Origin of the sequence: Flagellimonas aurea, assembly GCF_017313785.1 — a bacterium.
Classification (GTDB): Bacteria; Bacteroidota; Bacteroidia; order Flavobacteriales; family Flavobacteriaceae; genus Flagellimonas; species Flagellimonas aurea.
Genome location: NZ_JAFLNL010000004.1, coordinates 137,459 through 156,850 on the forward strand (window position 1 = coordinate 137,459; position 19,392 = coordinate 156,850).

The window sequence follows — 19,392 nt, forward strand, 5'->3', positions numbered from 1 at the left end:
TAGAAGAATTATAGCTAACTCAAAACCAACCTTATGAAAACTACCAAAATCCTGTTGAGCGGGATTATGCTGTTCGCAGGCGTAGCCACTTCAACAGCGCAGAAAAAGTACTCCAAAAGTCAAATTAAAAAGTTTAAAGCCGAAGTAGAGGCCCTGGTCGAAGCCAATAAAAAGCAGACGCAGGTGATGGTCGACAAGATTTTCAGTTTTGCCGAACTGGGCTTTCAAGAAGAGGAAAGTTCCAAATACCTTACTGGAATTTTGGAAGATAACGGTTTTACGATTGAGCATTCCATTTCCAATATCCCGACCGCATGGTTTGCGACCTGGAGCAATGGGGAAGGACCTGTAATTGCCTTGGGAAGCGATGTGGATTGTATCCCGAAAGCATCACAAACACCAGGAGTGGCCTACCATAAACCTTTGGTTGAAGGTGCACCTGGACACGGTGAAGGGCACAATGCAGGCATCCCGTTGAACATTACTTCCGCCTTAGCCGTAAAAGAGGTGATGGAGAAAGAAGGTATTGGAGGTACCTTGATCCTTTGGCCTGGAATTGCCGAAGAGTTGGTGGCTGCCAAAGCGTGGTATGTCCGTGATGGTCTTTTTGATAAAATTGACATGTGCATTTTCACCCACGTGAGCAGCAATTTAAGTGTTTCTTGGGGACCGACCCGAGGAACTGGACTGATTTCCGTGGAATACATGTTTGAAGGCGAAGCGGCACATTCCGCAGGTGCTCCTTGGCGAGGTCGTAGTGCCCTTGATGCCGCAGAACTGATGAATGTAGGGTGGAACTACAAAAGGGAACATCAGCATCCATTAAAACGTTCCCACTCCATTTTTACCGATTCTGGAGATCAACCGAATGTGGTGCCGTCCAAGGCTGCGATTTGGTATTATTTTAGGGATATTACTTATGAAGGAATTATGGAAATGTACGCCGAGGCAAATGATATCGCAAAGGGCGCGGCCATGATGACCGGTACCACCATGACATCCAGAGTTTTGGGAACCGCTTGGCCAAGACATTATAACAAGGTGATTGCCGAAACCATGTACGAAAACATAAAAGAAGTTGGACTTCCAGAATGGACAGAGGCAGATCAAAAACTGGCCAAAGCGGTACAAACCGAAGTGAAATCACGGGAAATTGAAGGACTGCCCACGGAGCTTTCTGAAATTGGGTTGCCTGTTACAGAACCTGTTAGCGGAGGATCTGACGATATTGGTGATATCTCTTGGAAAGTGCCTACGGTAACCATGCGCTTCCCGTCCAACATTCCTGGACTGCCTGGACACCACTGGGCCAATGCCATTGCCATGGCAACGCCCATCGCCCATAAAGGGGCAACAGCAGGTGCCAAAGCCGAGGCTATGACCATTATGGATTTCTTGTTGAAACCAGAGTTGTTGACCCAAGCATGGGATTATTTCAACAATGAGCAGACCAAGGAAACCAAATATGAGCCGATGATCTCTGCGGAAGATATGCCTCCGACCTTCTTGAACAAGGACAAGCAAGATATGTTCCGACCCGCTTTGGAGGAGTTCTACTACGATGAAACCAAATACGATAGCTATTTGGAGCAGTTGGGTGTGGAATACCCTACGGTGAAACAATAATTAATTCTTTGTCAGTTCGAGCGGAGTCGAGAACCTAAAAACATCTCGACTGCGCTCGATGTGACAAATCCGGCAAATGGGACAAAATACAATCTTCAGTCTTTGCACTTCTTTATAATGACAGTTTAGAGCCATTGATTGATGTCATTCCTGCGAAAGGAGTTCAATACAAATTGTACAAATTTCTCGAACAGCATCCATTTTGGGGCAATTAATTGAACGAAGCCCTAAAAGCCATAGGGGATAGGTTGGTCTTTGTCTTGAAAAGTTTGCTGAAGGATTGTGAATGCTCAAATCCTAAAGTATAGGCTATCTCACCTATTGAAAGTTGTGTGGTGGATAATTTCTCTTTAGCTATCTCAATAAGTTTTTCGTGTATGTGTTGTTGGGTACTCAGGCCTGTTAGCACTTTTAGTAAGCTACTTAGGTAACTTGAAGAAACATGTAGGCTGTCGGCTATAAATTGGACGGACGGAATTCCTTTGTTGATGGCTTCTTCTCCGTTGAAATAGCTGTCGAGAAGATGCTCCAACCGAACCAAAATCTCGTGGTTATTGATTTTTCTGGTAAGAAATTGTCTTTGATAGTATCGTTCGGCATAATTGAGCAATAGTTCTATTTGTGCTATGATGATATTTTGACTGAACTTGTCGATATTGGACCTATACTCATGTTGAATATTTAGTAAAATGTCGGTTATGGTACGTTCTTCTTTGTCCGAAAGAAATAAGGCTTCGTTTATGGCATATCCAAAAAACTCATAGTTCTTAATGGTCTTGGCCAAGGGGGTGTTCCACAAAAAATCGGGATGAACCAACAATAGCCAACCTGAAGGCTTTTTCTCCGTCGGTAACATTTCAAACTGAAGAACCTGCCTTGGAGCTATAAAGGATAGTAGTCCCTCATCAAAATCAAACTCCTGCTGGCCGTATCTCACTTTGGCCTGTATATCACGTTTTAAACCAATGCTGTAAAAGCTTTGCATCCATGTAATTTGACTTTCTATGGTTTGATAATTAACCTGCCCATAGTCTATTAGGCTAATCAGAGGATGTTCTGGATTTGGTAGTGCACAAAACTTATGGAACTCGCTCAAGGTTTGAAATGTATTCATCTTCAATGCTAATTTAAGGGCAAGGCAGGACCTTGCCCGTTTTAAATTACAAACTAGTTTTTAAAATCGGTAGAATAGCTCAACTCTTTATTGGCTTCCAGTGCGTCTGCCAAGGTTTTCAACTTTTCATTTGCCATGCCATAAGCATCGCTCCCCAAAAACAAGTGTAAAGCTGGTTCTTCACTTTCTGCCATGGTTATTAGTGCTTCAGCAGCCTTTTCAGGATCTCCCAACTGGTTTCCGGCAATCTCTTCTTTGTGCATACGCTCAGATTCACGAGCTTGGGCATAAACGTCCATACGGTTACGTGCCAGTTTTAATGAATCGTCAGAAAGAAATTCAGTTCTAAAATAACCGGGATACACCAAAGTTGTTTTGATTCCGAACGGGCTTGCCTCCACCGATAAAGCCTCCGTAAGACCTACAACTGCAAATTTGGTCGCACAATAGATACCAAAACCGGGAAAACTTCCTACGATTCCTGCGACGGATGCAATATTGAAAATATGCCCCGATCCTTGCGACCTAAGTTGTGGCATGGATTTACGGATAACATTTAAAAGACCAAACACATTCACATCGAAATTCTGTCGTGCTTCCTCGTCTGAAATTTCTTCCAGTGTACCATTCTGTCCATAACCTGCATTGTTTACAATAACATCAAGCTGGCCAAAAGTTTCAATTGCTTTGGAAATACCATCTTCCACACTTTCCTCGTTCATAAGGTCCATTTGGATAGGTAGGAATCTTTTCGAACTACCGACAGCTTCGCTAAGATTTGCTAAACTTCTAGAGGTAGCTGCAACCGAATAACCTTGATGTAATAAGGTTTTCACCAAAACAAGCCCTAGCCCTTTTGATGCACCAGTGACCAACCATACTTTTTTTGTGTCCATTTTCTTAGAATTTTTGTTGTTATGAATTGACACAGCAAAGTTGCCCTTAGTAGAGGGAAGGTATGTAGCCTAATCTATGATTGTTGTAGTCTAAATCTGGTTGGGATATAAAAAGTAAACTTTTATTTCCTTTTTAGTAGCGCCATATAGAAGCCGTCAAAGCCAGTTTCAGAGGCAAAAACATTTCTTTCCCTGACAAATTCAAACTCTTTCCCATTTTCGGATGCCAAAAACGTTTTGACCTGTTCTGTATTTTCTTGGGGTAGGATAGAGCAGGTAGCATATACCATTTGTCCACCTTTTTTGACCATTTTACTATAATTCTGAAGGATATCTTGCTGAACTCCCATGATACGGTCCACAAATTCAGGCTCCAATTTCCATTTGGAGTCAGGATTTCGCTTGATTACCCCTAAACCAGAACATGGAGCATCGAGCAGAACCCTATCGGCGCTATTGTGCAGTTTTTTGATGACTTTGTTGGAGTCGATTACACGGGTTTCCACATTGTGGACCCCGTTGCGTCTTGCTCTCTTTTTGAGCTTTTTCAGTTTACTTTCATAAATATCCAAAGCGATCAGTTGTCCTTTGTTCTGCATTTGCGAAGCCAGGTGAAGGGATTTTCCACCCGCTCCTGCACAGGCATCCACCACGCGTTGCCCAGGTTCCACTTCCAAAAATGGGGCGACCAATTGTGAAGAGGCATCTTGTACTTCAAAAAGTCCGTCCTTAAATGCCTGTGTTACAAATACATTTTGGCGTTCCACAAGTTTCAGTGCATCAGGGTAGCCATCAATAAATTCTGTAGCGATATCTTCTTTGGCCAAAAACGATTTTAATTGGGGCTTAGGCACCTTGAGCGTGTTGGTCCTTAGAATTACATCTGCTTGCTTGTTTTGGGCAGCGATTTCTTTGGTCCAAAGTTCTGTTCCTAAAGATTTTTCACCTAGTTCATCCATCCAATCAGGAACGGATTCACGAATTTTTCGAATTTTGGATAGTTCATCGAACCTACCTTTAATGCGGCGTTCTGGTGTGCCTTCCAATTGTTTCCAATCCGGAATGCGAATACCTCTAAGAACGCACCAAACTCCGAACAAACGGAACAAATGTTCTCGGCTGTATGGTTCGTGGACCTCTGCAATTTCTGAATATAGGCGTTTCCATCGTACTATATCGTATGTGGTCTCGGCGATAAAGCCACGGTCTCGAGAGCCCCAACGCTTATCGTAGCGCAATACTTTTTCTATCACCTTATCGGCATATTCCCCTTCATTAAAAATCATGTGAAGGGCATCAATCACGGCAAATACCAAGTTCCTGTGTAAACGCATCATATAAAATAAGGTTGCAAAGGTATGATTTCTCCGTACTTTTGAAGAAAATAAATACGATGAGGTCGATTCTTTCCCTTTTAGCCGTTTTGGTTTTGTTTTCTTGTGCCCAAGAACCTAAAAAACAACCTTTTCAATCTGTAGCTGTGAGTCCTGTTTTTCAGGATTCGGTTAGTATTCGTGCGATTACATTTTTGGATGGTAGAACATTAGCGTTTGCAGGTAGCAATGGGATGTACGGTACGGTAGATGTAAGCTCCAATAAGGTAAGGGCCAGCACTCAATATTATGATTCCATCACACCAAGTTTTAGAGCGGTGGGTGGAACTTCGGAGGATTTCTTTATGCTCTCGGTTGAAAGTCCTGCGTTATTGTACAAAACTGGCGACCAAGGAAAAATGGAATTGGTGTATACCGAAGAGGGCGAAGGTGTGTTTTATGATTGTCTTGCCTTTTGGAACGATACCGAAGGTATTGCCGTTGGCGATACGGTGGAGGGTTGTCTCTCCATAATTATTACGAGGGATGGTGGAACCACTTGGACCAAATTGGCATGTTCGGATTTACCCAAAGGAATCGAGGGCGAGGGTGCCTTTGCGGCAAGTAATAGTAATATTGCCGTTCAGGGAAATAAAGTTTGGATAGGTACCACGGAGGGAAGAATTTATTTTTCTGCGGATAAAGGAGTTTCTTGGGACATTCAAGAGACCCCAATAATTTCAGACGAACCGACCCAAGGCATCTATTCCATGGACTTTTTTGAGGAAAGCATCGGGTTTGCCATTGGTGGTGATTACACGCAGCCCGATTCCAACAAAGCCAACAAAATAAAAACTGTTGATGGCGGTAAAACTTGGCAATTGATTGCCGATGGTCAGGAACCTGGGTATAAAAGTTGTGTGCAGTTTGTTCCCAATTCAGGTGGTGAAGCATTGGTGGCGGTCGGATTTACTGGAATCTCCTATTCTTCCGATGGGGGCGAGAGTTGGAATGCGTTGAGCGAGGAACCTTTCTTCACCATTCGCTTTTTGAATGATTCAACAGCCTTTGCAGCAGGGAGTAATAGGATAGCGAGATTGGATTTTAAATGATTTTTTAGGAGACAGGATTCCAACAATCCAAGAATCCATCTTTCTACGAAGAAAACGACTGCATCTCTACAAGTTTCTTGTAATTTTTGTCAGACTTCATCAGCTCTTCATGGGTGCCCTGTTCCACGATCTCGCCTTTGCTCATCACCACAATAGTGTCCGCATTTTGGATGGTGGATAAACGGTGCGCAATAACAATGGAAGTTCGGTTCTTCATCATTTTCTCCAACGCATCCTGTACCAATCTCTCGCTTTCGGTGTCGAGGGCAGAAGTGGCCTCGTCCAAAATCATTATCGGTGGATTTTTGAGCACCGCCCTAGCAATGGAAAGGCGTTGTTTTTGACCTCCACTCAATTTATTTCCGCTGTCGCCAATGTTGGTTTCATAGCCATTGGGCAAATCCATTATAAAATCGTGTGCGTTGGCTACTTTGGCGGCCTCCATAATTTCGTCCATCGTAGCATTTTCCTTTCCAAGCGCTATGTTGTTCTTTACGGTGTCGTTAAAAAGAATGGAGTCTTGCGTAACCAATCCCATGAGTCCACGTAGTGATTTCTTCGTGATGTTTTTGATGTTGGTCCCATCTATCAAAATCTCACCTTTGTTAACATCATAAAAACGTGTCACCAAATTTGCCACGGTACTTTTTCCACTACCGGACTGACCGACCAATGCCACTGTTTTGCCCTTGTCAACCTTTAGGTTTAAGGTTTTTAGCACATAATCATCTTCGTATTTAAAGCCAACCCCTTTTAGTTCAATACCTGTAGTAAAATCCGTTTTCTCTTCGGCACCTTCCATGTTTTTGATAGGGTTTTCCGATTCCAGTATCTCCAGAACCCGCTCAGCAGCGGAATTCCCTTTTTTAACGGCGTAAGAAGCTTTGCTGATGGCTTTGGCGGGTGTTAAAATATTGAACGCTAGACCCATATATGAGATGAATGAGGCAGCATCCAAAGTGCCCTCCAAGAGAACCATGCGCCCACCAAACCATAGTAGTACACCGAATACAACAATCCCGAGGAATTCACTGGTCGGTGATGATAGGTTTTGACGGTTCAAAAGTGAATTTGAAAACCTAAAAAAGCGAGATGTAGAATTCTTAAAGGTACCGTAGAATTTAGATTCTGCATTAAAGGCTTTGATGACACGAAGTCCACCCAATGTTTCTTCTACTATGGATAGAAATTCACCTTGTTCTTTTTGAACCCTGTCTGATTTTTTCTTTAAAGATTTCCCGATGCGTGAAATGATCATTCCTGCAATGGGAATAAAAATAAACACAAAAATGGTCAGTTTAACACTAATGATAAACATTACAATAATCGTGAAAAGAATGGTCAATGGCTCGCGAACTATCAACTCTAGAATGGAAAGGAAAGAGTGCTGTATTTCCAGAACATCTGACGTAATCCTTGCAATAACATCACCTTTCTTTTTTTCTGAAAAATAGGAGATAGGGAGATCCACGATTTTCTGGTACATCTTGTTGCGAATATCCTTGAGCACACCATTGCGCAAAAACGTGATGAAGTACATCGCCATATAATTGAAGATGTTCTTGAAGAGGAACAAAAATAAGATGAGGCCTACCGCCAACAAAAGCCCTTTCATGGGGTCTTCACCAGAGAATTGGGTCACTTGATAGTTCATATACCCCTCAAAATAATCTTTGAGCTTGCCAATGCCTTCATAGGTTGGCGGCTCGTTGATTTGCTTGGTCTTGTCAAAAAGAACGTTGAGCATTGGAATTAATGCGGCATAGGACAGCGCACTGAACAATGCATAAAGAATATTGAAAAAAATATTCAGAATACCGTATCTGCGATATGGTTTCGCAAACCGGAGAATCTTTTTAAAGTAGTTCATTCACTATAAATTCAGCTCGGATAGGATACCTTCTATTTTGGTTTCCAACTGCGAATTTACGGATTTATAATCCGCTGCCTTGTCCAATTTTGCATTTGTGCTGATGTAGAACTTCACTTTGGGTTCCGTTCCACTGGGTCGGGCTGCAATTCGGGTTCCGTCTTCTGTTTCGTAGATCAATACGTTCGATTTAGGTAAATGGAGCGTAAACTCTTCACCAGTCTGTACATTTTTAACGGTAGAGGTATTGTAATCTTCAATGTAAAGCAATTTGGAACCTTGCACGGTGTCGACCGGATTTTCTTTGAAATCCTTCAACATTTGTTTGATTTCCTCTGCTCCGCTCATCCCTTTTTTGGTGAGGGATATCAATTTTTCCTTGTAAAAACCGAATTCCACGTAGGCATCGATCAAATCTTTATAAAAAGAGCTTCCATTGGCCTTGGCGTTGGCCGCTATTTCGCAAGCCAATAGGGTAGAGGTGACCGCATCCTTGTCGCGGACAAAATCACCGACCATATATCCAAAGCTTTCTTCACCACCTCCAATAAAGGTAGAGCTAGGGAAGTCCTTTATCATTTTACCTATCCACTTAAAGCCTGTCAATGCTGTTTTGAATTCCACGCCGTATGATTTTGCCATTTGTTGCATCATGGGTGTGGAAACAATGGTTGTGGCGATAAATTCGTTGCCCTTAAATCCTTTTTCCTTGTACTGGTCCAAAAGAAACTTGGTCATGAGAACCATGGTCTGGTTCCCGTTCAGGAGTTCTATTTTGCCATCTAGATTGCGAACGGCAATACCTAAACGATCACTATCGGGGTCGGTACCCACTACCATATCGGCCCCTATTTCCTCTGCTTTGGCAATGGCGATGGACAATGCCTCGGGCTCTTCTGGGTTGGGGGATTCCACTGTTGGGAAATCACCATTGGGCTCTGCTTGCTCCTCTATGATGGTCACATTTTTGTAACCGGCTCTCTTCAAAACTTCAGGGATTGCGGTGATAGAAGTACCGTGCAAGGAAGTGAAGACGATTTTAAAATCATCTTTTCCCTTGGCATTGAAACTTCCATTTTTTACCGATGCTTCAAAAAAGGCTTCATCCACTTCACTATCAATAAAGTGTATCAGACTCTCATTCTTATCAAATTTGATGTCCTCAAAGGAAAGGGAGTTGATCTCTGCGATAATCTCGCCATCCTGAGGTGGGACAATCTGTCCGCCATCGGCCCAGTATACTTTGTATCCGTTGTATTCTGGTGGATTATGGGATGCAGTCAAGACAATTCCTGCATGGCAACCGATGTGTTTTACGGCAAAAGAAAGTTCCGGAGTTGTTCTTAAATCAGAAAATAGGTGAACCCTTATCCCATTAGCAGAGAAAACATCCGCTACCGTTTTGGCCAAGGTTTTGGAGTTATGTCTGCAATCATAGGCAATCACAACCCTGATATCGTCGTCGGTATACGATTTTTTAAGGTAATTACTGAGTCCTTGGGTGTTCTTGCCCAAGGTGTATTTATTGATTCTATTGGTTCCAACGCCCATAACACCACGCATGCCACCGGTACCGAACTCCAAATCCTTATAAAAACGTTCTTTAAGTTCTTCGGGGTCATTGTCTATCAAATGCTTGATTTCCTTTCTGGTGTCTTCATCAAAAAAATCAGTCAACCAAGATTGCGCTGTTTTGGTAATGGAATCCATAGTGTTTATCGTTGTTTAGTTGCTTAAAAATACAAACTTTAAAAGGTTTGTTGGTGCTCAAAGGTTAATTTTGTCGGAGATATTGTATCGGGTGTCATTTTTTCGGGAACGCACCATGATTTCTCCAAGAAAACCCGCCAAGAACAATTGGGTTCCGATAATCATTGCAGTCAATGAAATATAGAATTGGGGACGTTGGGTTATCAAGCGACCCAAAGGGTTTAAAAAGAGCTTGTCTATACCTAAATAAAGGGCGAATCCGAATCCTACCATAAACATAAGAACACCCCAAGCGCCAAAGAGGTGCATGGGCCTCCGTCCGAATTTGGATACAAACCAAATGGTGATCAGGTCCAAAAATCCGTTGATGAAACGCTCCGCTCCAAATTTTGTGGAGCCGTATTTTCTGGCTTGGTGCTGTACCACTTTTTCCGAAATATTGGAGAAACCTGCGTTTTTGGCCAAAACGGGAATGTATCGGTGCATTTCGCCCGAAACCTCGATGGTCTTTACTACTTTGTTGTCAAAAGCTTTTAGACCGCAATTAAAGTCGTGCAATTTTACCCCGGATGTTTTCCGAGCGGCCCAATTGAAGAGCTTTGACGGTATGTTTTTGGTGATGACGGAATCGTAGCGTTTCTTTTTCCAGCCCGATACTACATGGTACCTTTCTTGGGAGATCATTCGATACAGTTCGGGAATCTCTTCGGGATTGTCCTGGAGATCGGCATCCATGGTAATTACTACCTCACCTTCGGCAGTCTTAAAGCCGGCGTGGAGCGCTTGCGATTTTCCATAGTTCTTGAGGAAACGGATGCCTTTTACGTTTTTGTTGATGTTGGATAGTTCCAAAATGGTTTCCCAAGATGTGTCGGTACTGCCATCATCAATAAAAATAACCTCGTAAGAAAAATGATTGGATTGCATCACTTGTACAATCCAATCATGTAGTTCTTTAAGCGATTCTTGCTCGTTTAGTAAAGGAATTACAATGGAAATCTGCATTGTTCGATTCTGGAATTCCTTCCAAAAGTAGCATTTTTTGTTTTAGTAATCCGCTTTGGATTTTTTCAAGATCAAACCGGTAATCAAACCTAAAATCAGACCCAGTACCGTGTTCATGATCAAAATGACGGGATATTGGATCCACGCAAAACTTTTTTGCATTTCCACGCCTTGTTCCCATTGCTCCTCAGTCATATTGGGGTTTTGAGCCATAGCCTTTGGCTTGGCGATTTCCATGGCTTTGTCCATAAAGTCTGGCTCTATAAAGTTGGTGAGTACAAATTGATAGAGCAAAGTGATTATGGCACCTACCAGGGCAACCCCTACTCCTACTTTTAAAGCTTCCGAAATGGTCAAATACCCTCCGTTTGCTTTTTTAAACCCATTAACAGCGACAAAAATAATAGCTGCCAAGATGACAATAGAGATGACTACTACGGCCGTACTTGTCTCGTAGTGCATTTTTTGAGTGTAGAGCATTACGCCGAACACCACGGAAATTAGACCTAACAATAGTCCGTAGTTCAGTGCAAATTTTCCGGTTTTTGGTTGTTGTTCTTCCATGATTTTTAAAATTAGTGTTGCTTATAGAAGGTTAGTTATAGATTGCTTATTTTTGTTACATATAAATTTAACTTTATTTTTTTAGTGATTTTAAGTTGGAGGTCTCAAAGAAATCATTAAATTTGCACCCTGAAAATTCTGAGATTAAGCATTTAAGACGATGAGAAAAGATATACACCCAGAAAACTATAGATTGGTTGCTTTCAAAGACATGTCAAACGATGATGTGTTCCTTACCAAGTCCACTGCTGAAGCAAAAGAGACCATCGAGGTTGATGGTGTTGAATACCCTTTGGTAAAATTGGAAATTTCAAGAACTTCCCATCCATACTATACAGGTAAGACTAAATTGGTCGATACTGCTGGTAGAATTGACAAGTTCAAGAACAAATACAAGAAATTTAAGAAGGAAGATAAGGAGGAGGCCGAGTAGGTCTTACTTTTTAACGAAATATATGGACGCTCTCGATGCTTTTCGGGGGCGTTTTTTATTTTTGGTATTCAAAGCTGAGCTATGAACTATATCCTTTCCGACGGTAATCACCGTGAAGACCTGTTCCCATTTACATTTACCCGTCCAGTATCGGAGATTAGGGTTGGTATTTTGACAATTACCGAAAAATGGGGGAAATGGTTGAATGCATCTATGAGCCATCAAACGGAAGAGTATCTTTCGGAAAAGTACCCTTTGATGGCGGGTGAAGAAAACACCGTCATCAACAGTAGCTACTTACCAAACGAATATTTGGTTGAAGCCATCAAAAACCTAAAAATGGGCGAAGCTTTGATAGGGAGGGACGGCTATATCGCCTACGTAACCGAAAACTTGGAAATAAGCTTCGAAGAATCGGCATACACAGCTATTCCTTTTGATGATGAAGTACTGACCATAAAAAATACATGGGATATCTTTTCCCGAAATGCTGAAGCCCTTCAAGCGGATTTTGATTTAGTTACCAAAGGAAGAACAAGCCAGCCCATACCTGATACAAACCAAGTAAAGAATCCCGAGAACATTTTTATCGAAGAAGGCGCTTCGGTGGAGTTTTGCATTCTGAATGCTTCCACGGGCCCCATTTACATTGGTAAAAATGCCCTGATGATGGAAGGTTGTATGGTCCGTGGTGGATTGGCCCTTTGCGAAAGCGCCATTTTAAAAATGGGAGCAAAAATCTACGGTGCGGTTACTGCCGGACCAGGATGCAAGCTCGGCGGAGAGGTCAACAATGCCGTGCTGTTCGCCAATTCCAATAAAGGTCACGATGGTTTCTTGGGAAACTCCGTGCTAGGGGAGTGGTGCAACATTGGAGCAGATACCAACACCTCTAATTTGAAGAACAACTACGCAGAAGTTCGACTTTGGAACTACAAAACCGAGGGTTTTGCCAAAACAGGACTTCAATTTTGTGGACTCATGATGGGCGACCACAGCAAATGTGGTATTAATGTGATGTTCAATACAGGGACAGTGGTAGGGGTGAGCGCCAATATTTTTGGCAGTGGTTTCCCCAGAAACTTTATCCCCAGTTTTAGTTGGGGCGGTGCTACGGCCGGCTATACCACTTTTAGAACCAACAAGGCATTTGAGGTTGCCGAGGCCATGATGAAACGTCGTAATATGGAATTTAACGATACTGAGGCCAAGATTTTAGAGCATGTGTTTGAGTTTACACAACGATGGCGGAATTTTTAATTAAAGTGTAATTGCTTATTTTGATAGCGAAACATTTATCTTATTGTCTTGAATGGATGTATCAATCAGTATCATTCTTTACAATCTGCCCTTCTTTCATTACAAAAACCACGTTTTCAAGAGCTTTGATGTTTTCCAATGGATTTTCATCCAAAGCGATTATATCCGCGAAATACCCACTTTGAATAAGTCCGATTTTTTCTTTTCCGGACACAAGATTTCCTGGATGCATGGTTGCAGATTGCAATATTTGTAAATTGGTCATACCTGCCTCTTTATATGATTGGTAGGTCCTAACTGCAAGTTGTCCCCGTGTCAATTCATTATGGTGATAGTACATGTCCGATCCAAATGCAATTTTGACCCCTGCTTGCAACGCCCTTTGTATACGTTGCTGATACCTTCTAACGCCTATTCTGTCGGTGGGGACTAGATATGTTCCCTGATTAGCCATTACATCCAAAACCTCTTTGGAAATGGTATATCCGTGTTCTATGGAATTAACACCTGATTTAACCGCCAACATTGAAGGGTCATCTCCATGAGTGGCATGGGCTGCTACCTTAAGCCCAGCTCTGTTTGCTTCCCCAACAATCATATTCAACTCTTCTTGGCTCAACACAAGGGAATTGTTATTTACGATTACCTTGATACAATCCGCACCGTCATATATGGCTTGTCTGACTGCTTTGCGAGTGTCTTCGATACCGTTTATGGCAACATATTCCTTTGGAATGATTGCACTTTGTGCCTCGTACGCCATAGTAACAAATTGCCCCCCGATTGGAGATAGAGCTCGGGTTGATGCAAACATACGTGGTCCAACCGCCCAACCTTTATTTATTGCGTTACGTAAGGATATTGCGGCTCCCATCCCTGAGTTTCCTAAATCCCGAACGGTTGTAAAGCCTGCCATGAGCATTTCTCGAGCATTTTTGGCACCCAACAAAGCGCGGTCCCCCTCATTGCGCAACACGGTTTCTGCGATGGTATTGGAACCAGGAACTATATCAAGGTCGCGACGATATTCATGGCATAGATGGGTGTGGGCATCGACCAAACCAGGAATGATGTATTTATTCGAGACATCAATGATTTCAAGCCCGTCTGGAATTTTAAGGCCGTCACCGATTGTTTCAATTTTTCCGTTTCGAATGTATATGGCGGGATTACGTATGGTGGTACCACTTTCAACATCTATCATTGCTTTTGCCAGCAACACCATCGGTTTTTCAACGTTTTCAGTCACTTGGCCGTGCATATAGATACTTATAAAAAGAAGTATAAGGGTGGTTGGGAACAATCTGCGCGGGACTATTTGCAAAGAGCTTAAAAGAATGGGAGTTTTCATGGATTTTACACTTTATTTTATTTACTCATAAAACAGTGTAGTGTTACATGATTTAAAAAAAAAAAATGATTGTATTTCTGGTAGTTTATTTCAATTGCCGAACCATGGCAGAATTTCTAACTCGATTTACAAAAAGGAGTTTTTTTTTGCTTTGATTGATGCTGCTTTGGTCGGAGAGGGCGGAGGGAGGTTCTTAAGGTGCGAGAAAAAGAGTTATCGGGTTGTTGTATGAACATAAACTCTTATTATATATCCTCATACGTCTCACACTGTTCAATCATGGCAGTCAATCGTGCTTTGGCTTCTTGGTAAAAGCGCAACATAAATCCATTGATAAAAACCCGATTGGTAATGTAGTTTTCGAACTCTGGTTTATGCAGCAACTCCTCATTGTTCCTTTCAAATTTGGAGGGGCTTAGCTGGAATGGGTCGCCCGAAAACAAGTTACGGTTCAGGGAGTTGTGCAACAGATAATCAAAATAGGTACTGCCCCTGTCCACATAAAAGTCGCCCCAATCCAATAAATTGGCATAAAAGGTTTCCCATTCTATCAATAATACTTTCAGTTCCTCATTGGACAAGCTGGATAGCTTCCCAGAGTTTTTAATGTTGCCCAAGGTGTATAGGCTCGGGTCCCAAACAGACATTCGGGAGGTCATGCTCACCAGACTGTCCACAGCGGGTAAGGTGCCATATTGGTAATCAGGGCCTGTGTGTTCCAGTAAGGTGTTGCACGAATTAATAATTCCCTGAATGGCGGCAATATCGCCGTTGAGGGTACCGAGGTTTTTTTTGAACTCCAGTTTAAGGCTAGCAATAGTGGCTTTTTCTTCTTGGTACAATTTCCTGTTTTCGTTCCAATTGTTGATGCGAAGGGCAATCAATATCCCGATGACCACGAGAATAATTTCCCCGAGGGCATAAAGCAAGTATTTGCTGATTTTATTTTCGCCTAGTAAGCGCAACCGTATGGTACGAAAAAATCTAAACAAGACAAGAGGGGTTGGTTTCTCTAAAGATATGATTTTTATACAATTAGAGAATAAAAAATGGCCAACGCATTTGCATTGGCCATTAAGGAATTATTTGGGTCCGCTTTTATTCTTTTACTTCTGGCTTTTCGGTAAATGGGGTTATACCAAATGCAGGATACACCTCGGACGGGTAATAGAACGTACCCCCGCGTGATACCATGGAGATGGTCTTTATGGCCTTGATATCTTCCACAGGGTTGCCAGGAACCAAGAAGAAATCGGCCAGTTTGCCTTCTTCAATGCTTCCCAAGCTATCGTGGCCTAAATACTCGGCCATATCGTAGCTGGCCAATTTTAGTACTTCGGCAGGGGTGTAGCCCAATTGTTCGGTATAGAGTTCCAGTTCACGGTGTAGGTTAAAGGCTCCGCCCAAGTCGGTTCCGGGTACGATCAAGATGCCTTTGTCCTTCATCATTTTTAAGGTTTCCACGATTTTGTCGTAGGCTTCAAGGTAAGCCTTATCCTCTTCATCATCGGCAATCTGTGCCAAGGCCACTTTAAGACTACGTTGCTCATTGGGGGGCATATTCTCTACATAATCCAAAGCTCCAGGGGTCACCTCTCCGTTTCTGGAGAGCATCAACCGCTCGTGAATGGATAGGGTAGGATCCATGGCGGTTTCGTTGGCCACGAACAAATCCAAGGTTTCTTGCACCTTGTCGCTGTTCAAATCCAGCTCAGGGAAACGTTTCATGGCTGTTAAGCGCAAAAGGGTACGGGTATCTTCTTCAGGTTCGAGTACCCAACCCAACATGGTCTGGTTAATGTGGGTCATTTCGTCAAACCCTGCGCGTAGCATGGCATTTGCATTGGAGAATGCAGGCACGTGGCCTGCCACGAACAGGCCTTGGTCGTGTGCCTTTTTTACGATAGCTGGCGCCCAATCCCCGTTCATACTGTTGTAGAGTTTCACACCATAAAAACCTAAGCTGTCATATTTGTCCACAGCGGCCAAAGCTTCTTCTTCGGAGGCTACTAAAATACCGTTATTGGCATTGTATTCACTTTTCCCTTCTATAAAGCCCATTCGGGTCACCCGTGGACCGGCAAGCACTCCGCTCTCAATTTTTTCTACGAGTTTGGACAATACTTCATTATTGTTCCCCATATCACGGAACGAGGTAACACCTGCCAAAATATTCAATAGGGCACCATTGTCGCCGGTATGTGCATGCATCTCGTAAAGGCCGGGCACCAACGTCCCGCCATTACCTTCGATAACGACTTCGCCTTCTCCAGTGGCATCGGCAGCTTCAATGGCCGTAATTTTTTCACCTTCCACAACTATGGATACAGGTTCGGTCAGGGATAAGCTCTTTGGGTCAAAAACCTTTACATTTTTGATACGGACTTTTTTATCGTAGTTGTTGGCGTATTCTTTTTGCAATTTCTCGTAGCGCTCCGCAGAATAGTTTTCTGCCAATTCGCGTAACTCTTTTTCTTCGGCCTCGTAGCCCTCTCTTACCACAATGTATCTTGGGGAGATGTAGGCAAAGAAGCGGTTGCTGTCATCCATAATAAAGTATGATGGATTCATTTCGGCTCCAGAAATTGCGTAGGTGGTCAAGGTCATCTCGCCCTCTCCAGATAAATTCTGCACGGTAAGGTCTTCCATTTTGGTCAATGTAAGGTTGCCAGCCGGAAGCACGGGCAGCGTGTTCTCAGGGGCCTTCATCAATAGGCGGGCCGCTAGAACGGCCGAGTAAGGACTGCCAAATTGGTTCACGTAGAGCTGTGCAGCTTCCACGGAAGCATTTCCAGATCCGGTGGCGTCCGTCCAAGAAGCTTCATTGCCTTCAAGGGAAAACTTCTCGTCCACGGCATTGCCAAAAGTGGTGTTCCCGGTCACTGACCAGCTTATAGGGTAGCCTTCAGTGTTCAGCACAATGGTCTCCTTCATGGTCGGGCCACGGCCATTGTTTTTGTAATCGTAATCGATGTTGATGGTGTCGCCAGAAGTTTCGGCCTTTAAATAACCGACTTTGGTCTCGCCCATGATCACGGAATAGTTTTCTTCCCCTTGGTAATCGGCCAAGGAAGAGGTTGGTTCTGTTTTACAAGAATAGCCGGCCAAAATAATTAGGCCAGCCAGAATTAATCGTAGTTTCATCGGGTTGGTTTAAGTTAGACGTTGAAGTTAACGAATTTTGGCGGTTTATTTATCGATATGTTTGATAGATGTAAGAAACAAAAACCCCCAGTGCCACTGGTACGTTGGCAACTGGGGGTCCCATCATCAATCAAAGTAAAGAGGCAAATACTTTTAGGGGTTTCTATCCTATAATGGACTCTATTATTATTAAATCATTATTCAACTTTAATGGAAAGCATCCCGATTGAACCCCCAACGGTTTTATCGTTGAACAGGTCTATTGATTCTTTTTTGTCCTTCAACCCCAATACATAGATTAGGGGCAAATAGTGCTCGGGCGTAGGAATGGACAAGGCAAAACTGGTGCCTTGTTTTCCATAATCTATCAGTGCCTGATGATTACTATCCAGTATGAAGGATTTTATTTTTTCGTTGGCTTCTTCGGCCCAATCCCAAGCATAGGTATCGTTCAATTTATCCCACTTTACCTTGCGCAGGTTGTGCACTACGTTTCCGCTACCCACGATCAATACTCCTTTGTGCCTCAACGTTTCCAGTTGTTGGGCCAATTCGTAATGATATCTTGGAGGTTTTGTGTAATCCAAGCTCAGCTGTATTATGGGTACATCTGCATCGGGATACATATGCTTGATGACGCTCCATGCACCGTGGTCCAATCCCCAGTGAGTGTCCAGCTCCACATCGGTCTTGGTAATTATTTCCTTGGTAATTCTTGCCAATTCAGGACTTCCGGGAGCAGGGTATTGCACATCGAACAGCGCTGGTGGAAAACCACCAAAATCGTGAATTGTCGGAGGATTCTGCATCGCCGTTACCTTGGTGCCCTTGGTTTCCCAGTGTGCTGAAATACATAAGATTATTTTAGGCTTGATTACTTCCTCTCCCAATTTTCTGAAACAGGCAACAAACTCATTCTCCTCAATGGCGTTCATTGGGCTCCCATGCCCCAAAAACAAAACGGGCATTTTCTGCGTAAAAGGCAGACTTTGGTTAAGAGAGCGTAAAGTTTCTAAATCTGTCATCGGAGATACCTACATACCATGCTTTAGATGATATGTTTCTACCACAAAGGTTGGGTATATTTAGAAGTAGTGGGTAATACGTTTGGGAAGAAACGTTGTACTTTTAAGAAATGAGCTGTTTCATTTCCTTTCGGAAAATGGTTGGTGTGTAACCTGTTTTTCGTTTAAAGACCTTGGAAAAATAGGCTTTTTCGTTGTATCCGATCTCAAAACCAATTTCAGCAATGGTCTTATTACTGTTCACCAAAAGGTTTTTTGCTTCGTTCAACTTGCGGGTCTCAATAATTTCGCCGGCACTTTGCTGCATTACCTCCTGACATACAATATTAAGGTTGCGTTCGCTCATAAAAAGCTTTTCGGCATAGAAAGAAATTTTAACGTTCCGTCGGAAGTTATCTTCCAAAATGTGTAGAAAATGAGTATAGGTCTCCGAGGCGGAATTGGCCGAGTCTGACTGGATATTGGTGGGCCTTTCGTGGTTGATGATGGTAAGTAAGGTCATAAACAATTGTTTTATGACGATGAGCCCTGGATTGGGACGTTGGGTTTCGTCGTGCATCATTTGGCACAATACCATAAGCCTGTCAAAGCATTGGTCCCCGGGAAGCGTGACGTTGGCGCGATTATGAAAATAACCGTACATCTTAAAAATCACTTCCGACATAAATTCACTTCGGAAGCGGATAACCCAAAGATCGCACTCTCCTTGGTGTATTTGAGGGAGCAACAGGTGGGGCTTTCCCTTGGTCACGAAGCTAACAAACGGAGCATAGACCGTTTCGTCCTCAAAATCGATGAAATGGGAAATCTTTCCCTTGGCACCAATGATCAATTCTTCAAAATCGTGGACATGTGCTTCGATTTGTTTGTCTTCCAGAGCTTTGGCATCTTTGGTAGTGTACCTAAATATTTTGAAGAGTTGGTCCAAGGTCGAATCAATTTATCTTCGATTGAGAAAATAGCGTCTTA

General features: G+C 42.9%; 16 protein-coding genes. 4 read left to right on the forward strand and 12 right to left on the reverse strand.

The genetic code is table 11. The annotated features are described in order from the left end of the window. Positions 1–33 precede the first annotated feature (33 nt). Positions 34–1,626 carry an amidohydrolase gene (locus tag J0656_RS08865; RefSeq protein WP_207032982.1) on the forward strand — a complete coding sequence of 531 codons (1,593 nt, stop codon included), beginning with the start codon at positions 34–36 and terminating at the stop codon, positions 1,624–1,626. Between the two features lie 211 nt (positions 1,627–1,837). Here the strand turns inward: J0656_RS08865 and J0656_RS08870 are convergent, their stop codons facing one another. From J0656_RS08870 to J0656_RS08880, 3 genes are all read right to left on the reverse strand, one after another. Further along, positions 1,838–2,740 (reverse strand): helix-turn-helix domain-containing protein, encoded by a 903-nt coding sequence (locus J0656_RS08870; RefSeq protein WP_176620306.1) that lies wholly within the window; start codon positions 2,738–2,740, stop codon positions 1,838–1,840. 53 nt (positions 2,741–2,793) lie between these two features. Further along, positions 2,794–3,636, reverse strand: a complete 843-nt coding sequence (locus J0656_RS08875; protein WP_176620305.1) for an SDR family NAD(P)-dependent oxidoreductase — start codon at positions 3,634–3,636, stop codon at positions 2,794–2,796. Between the two features lie 122 nt (positions 3,637–3,758). After that, positions 3,759–4,970, reverse strand: coding sequence for an RsmB/NOP family class I SAM-dependent RNA methyltransferase (locus J0656_RS08880; protein WP_207033323.1), 1,212 nt, complete (start codon positions 4,968–4,970; stop codon positions 3,759–3,761). A 59-nt stretch (positions 4,971–5,029) separates the two neighbouring features. On the opposite strand from J0656_RS08880, the gene J0656_RS08885 reads away from it, so the two are divergent. Next, on the forward strand, positions 5,030–6,061 hold the full coding sequence (locus tag J0656_RS08885; RefSeq protein ID WP_207032983.1) for a WD40/YVTN/BNR-like repeat-containing protein: 1,032 nt from the start codon (positions 5,030–5,032) through the stop codon (positions 6,059–6,061). Positions 6,062–6,104: 43 nt separating this feature from the next. Here J0656_RS08885 and J0656_RS08890 read toward each other — a convergent pair whose 3' ends face one another. From J0656_RS08890 to J0656_RS08905, 4 genes are read right to left on the reverse strand one after another with little or no spacing between them, the layout of a single operon-like run. Further along, on the reverse strand, positions 6,105–7,931 hold the full coding sequence (locus J0656_RS08890; RefSeq protein WP_207032984.1) for an ABC transporter ATP-binding protein: 1,827 nt from the start codon (positions 7,929–7,931) through the stop codon (positions 6,105–6,107). A gap of 3 nt (positions 7,932–7,934) precedes the next feature. Further along, on the reverse strand, positions 7,935–9,641 hold the full coding sequence (locus J0656_RS08895; protein ID WP_207032985.1) for a phospho-sugar mutase: 1,707 nt from the start codon (positions 9,639–9,641) through the stop codon (positions 7,935–7,937). A 57-nt stretch (positions 9,642–9,698) separates the two neighbouring features. Next, positions 9,699–10,646, reverse strand: coding sequence for a glycosyltransferase family 2 protein (locus J0656_RS08900; RefSeq protein WP_207032986.1), 948 nt, complete (start codon positions 10,644–10,646; stop codon positions 9,699–9,701). A gap of 42 nt (positions 10,647–10,688) precedes the next feature. After that, positions 10,689–11,210 (reverse strand): DUF4199 domain-containing protein, encoded by a 522-nt coding sequence (locus J0656_RS08905; RefSeq protein WP_207032987.1) that lies wholly within the window; start codon positions 11,208–11,210, stop codon positions 10,689–10,691. Between the two features lie 160 nt (positions 11,211–11,370). Between J0656_RS08905 and J0656_RS08910 the strand changes: the two genes are divergently transcribed. Together J0656_RS08910 and J0656_RS08915 are read left to right on the forward strand one after the other, a co-directional pair. Then, positions 11,371–11,643: a type B 50S ribosomal protein L31 gene (locus J0656_RS08910; protein WP_207032991.1), complete on the forward strand. Its 273-nt coding sequence runs from the start codon at positions 11,371–11,373 to the stop codon at positions 11,641–11,643. A gap of 81 nt (positions 11,644–11,724) precedes the next feature. Beyond that, on the forward strand, positions 11,725–12,903 hold the full coding sequence (locus tag J0656_RS08915; RefSeq protein WP_207032993.1) for a GlmU family protein: 1,179 nt from the start codon (positions 11,725–11,727) through the stop codon (positions 12,901–12,903). Positions 12,904–12,964: 61 nt separating this feature from the next. On the opposite strand, the gene J0656_RS08920 is transcribed toward J0656_RS08915, so the two are convergent. From J0656_RS08920 to J0656_RS08940, 5 genes are all read right to left on the reverse strand, one after another. Then, complete coding sequence (locus J0656_RS08920; protein WP_207032994.1) at positions 12,965–14,254, reverse strand: amidohydrolase family protein; 1,290 nt, start codon at positions 14,252–14,254, stop codon at positions 12,965–12,967. A gap of 245 nt (positions 14,255–14,499) precedes the next feature. Beyond that, on the reverse strand, positions 14,500–15,246 hold the full coding sequence (locus J0656_RS08925; RefSeq protein ID WP_207033344.1) for a DUF6090 family protein: 747 nt from the start codon (positions 15,244–15,246) through the stop codon (positions 14,500–14,502). Between the two features lie 106 nt (positions 15,247–15,352). Then, the gene (locus J0656_RS08930; RefSeq protein ID WP_207032995.1) at positions 15,353–17,398 is read right to left on the reverse strand and encodes an amidohydrolase family protein; all 2,046 of its coding nucleotides are present in this window, start codon (positions 17,396–17,398) and stop codon (positions 15,353–15,355) included. Between the two features lie 197 nt (positions 17,399–17,595). After that, complete coding sequence (gene ygiD, locus J0656_RS08935) at positions 17,596–18,423, reverse strand: 4,5-DOPA-extradiol-dioxygenase (protein ID WP_207032996.1); 828 nt, start codon at positions 18,421–18,423, stop codon at positions 17,596–17,598. Positions 18,424–18,526: 103 nt separating this feature from the next. Beyond that, positions 18,527–19,351, reverse strand: coding sequence for a helix-turn-helix domain-containing protein (locus tag J0656_RS08940; RefSeq protein WP_207032997.1), 825 nt, complete (start codon positions 19,349–19,351; stop codon positions 18,527–18,529). Positions 19,352–19,392 lie beyond the last annotated feature (41 nt).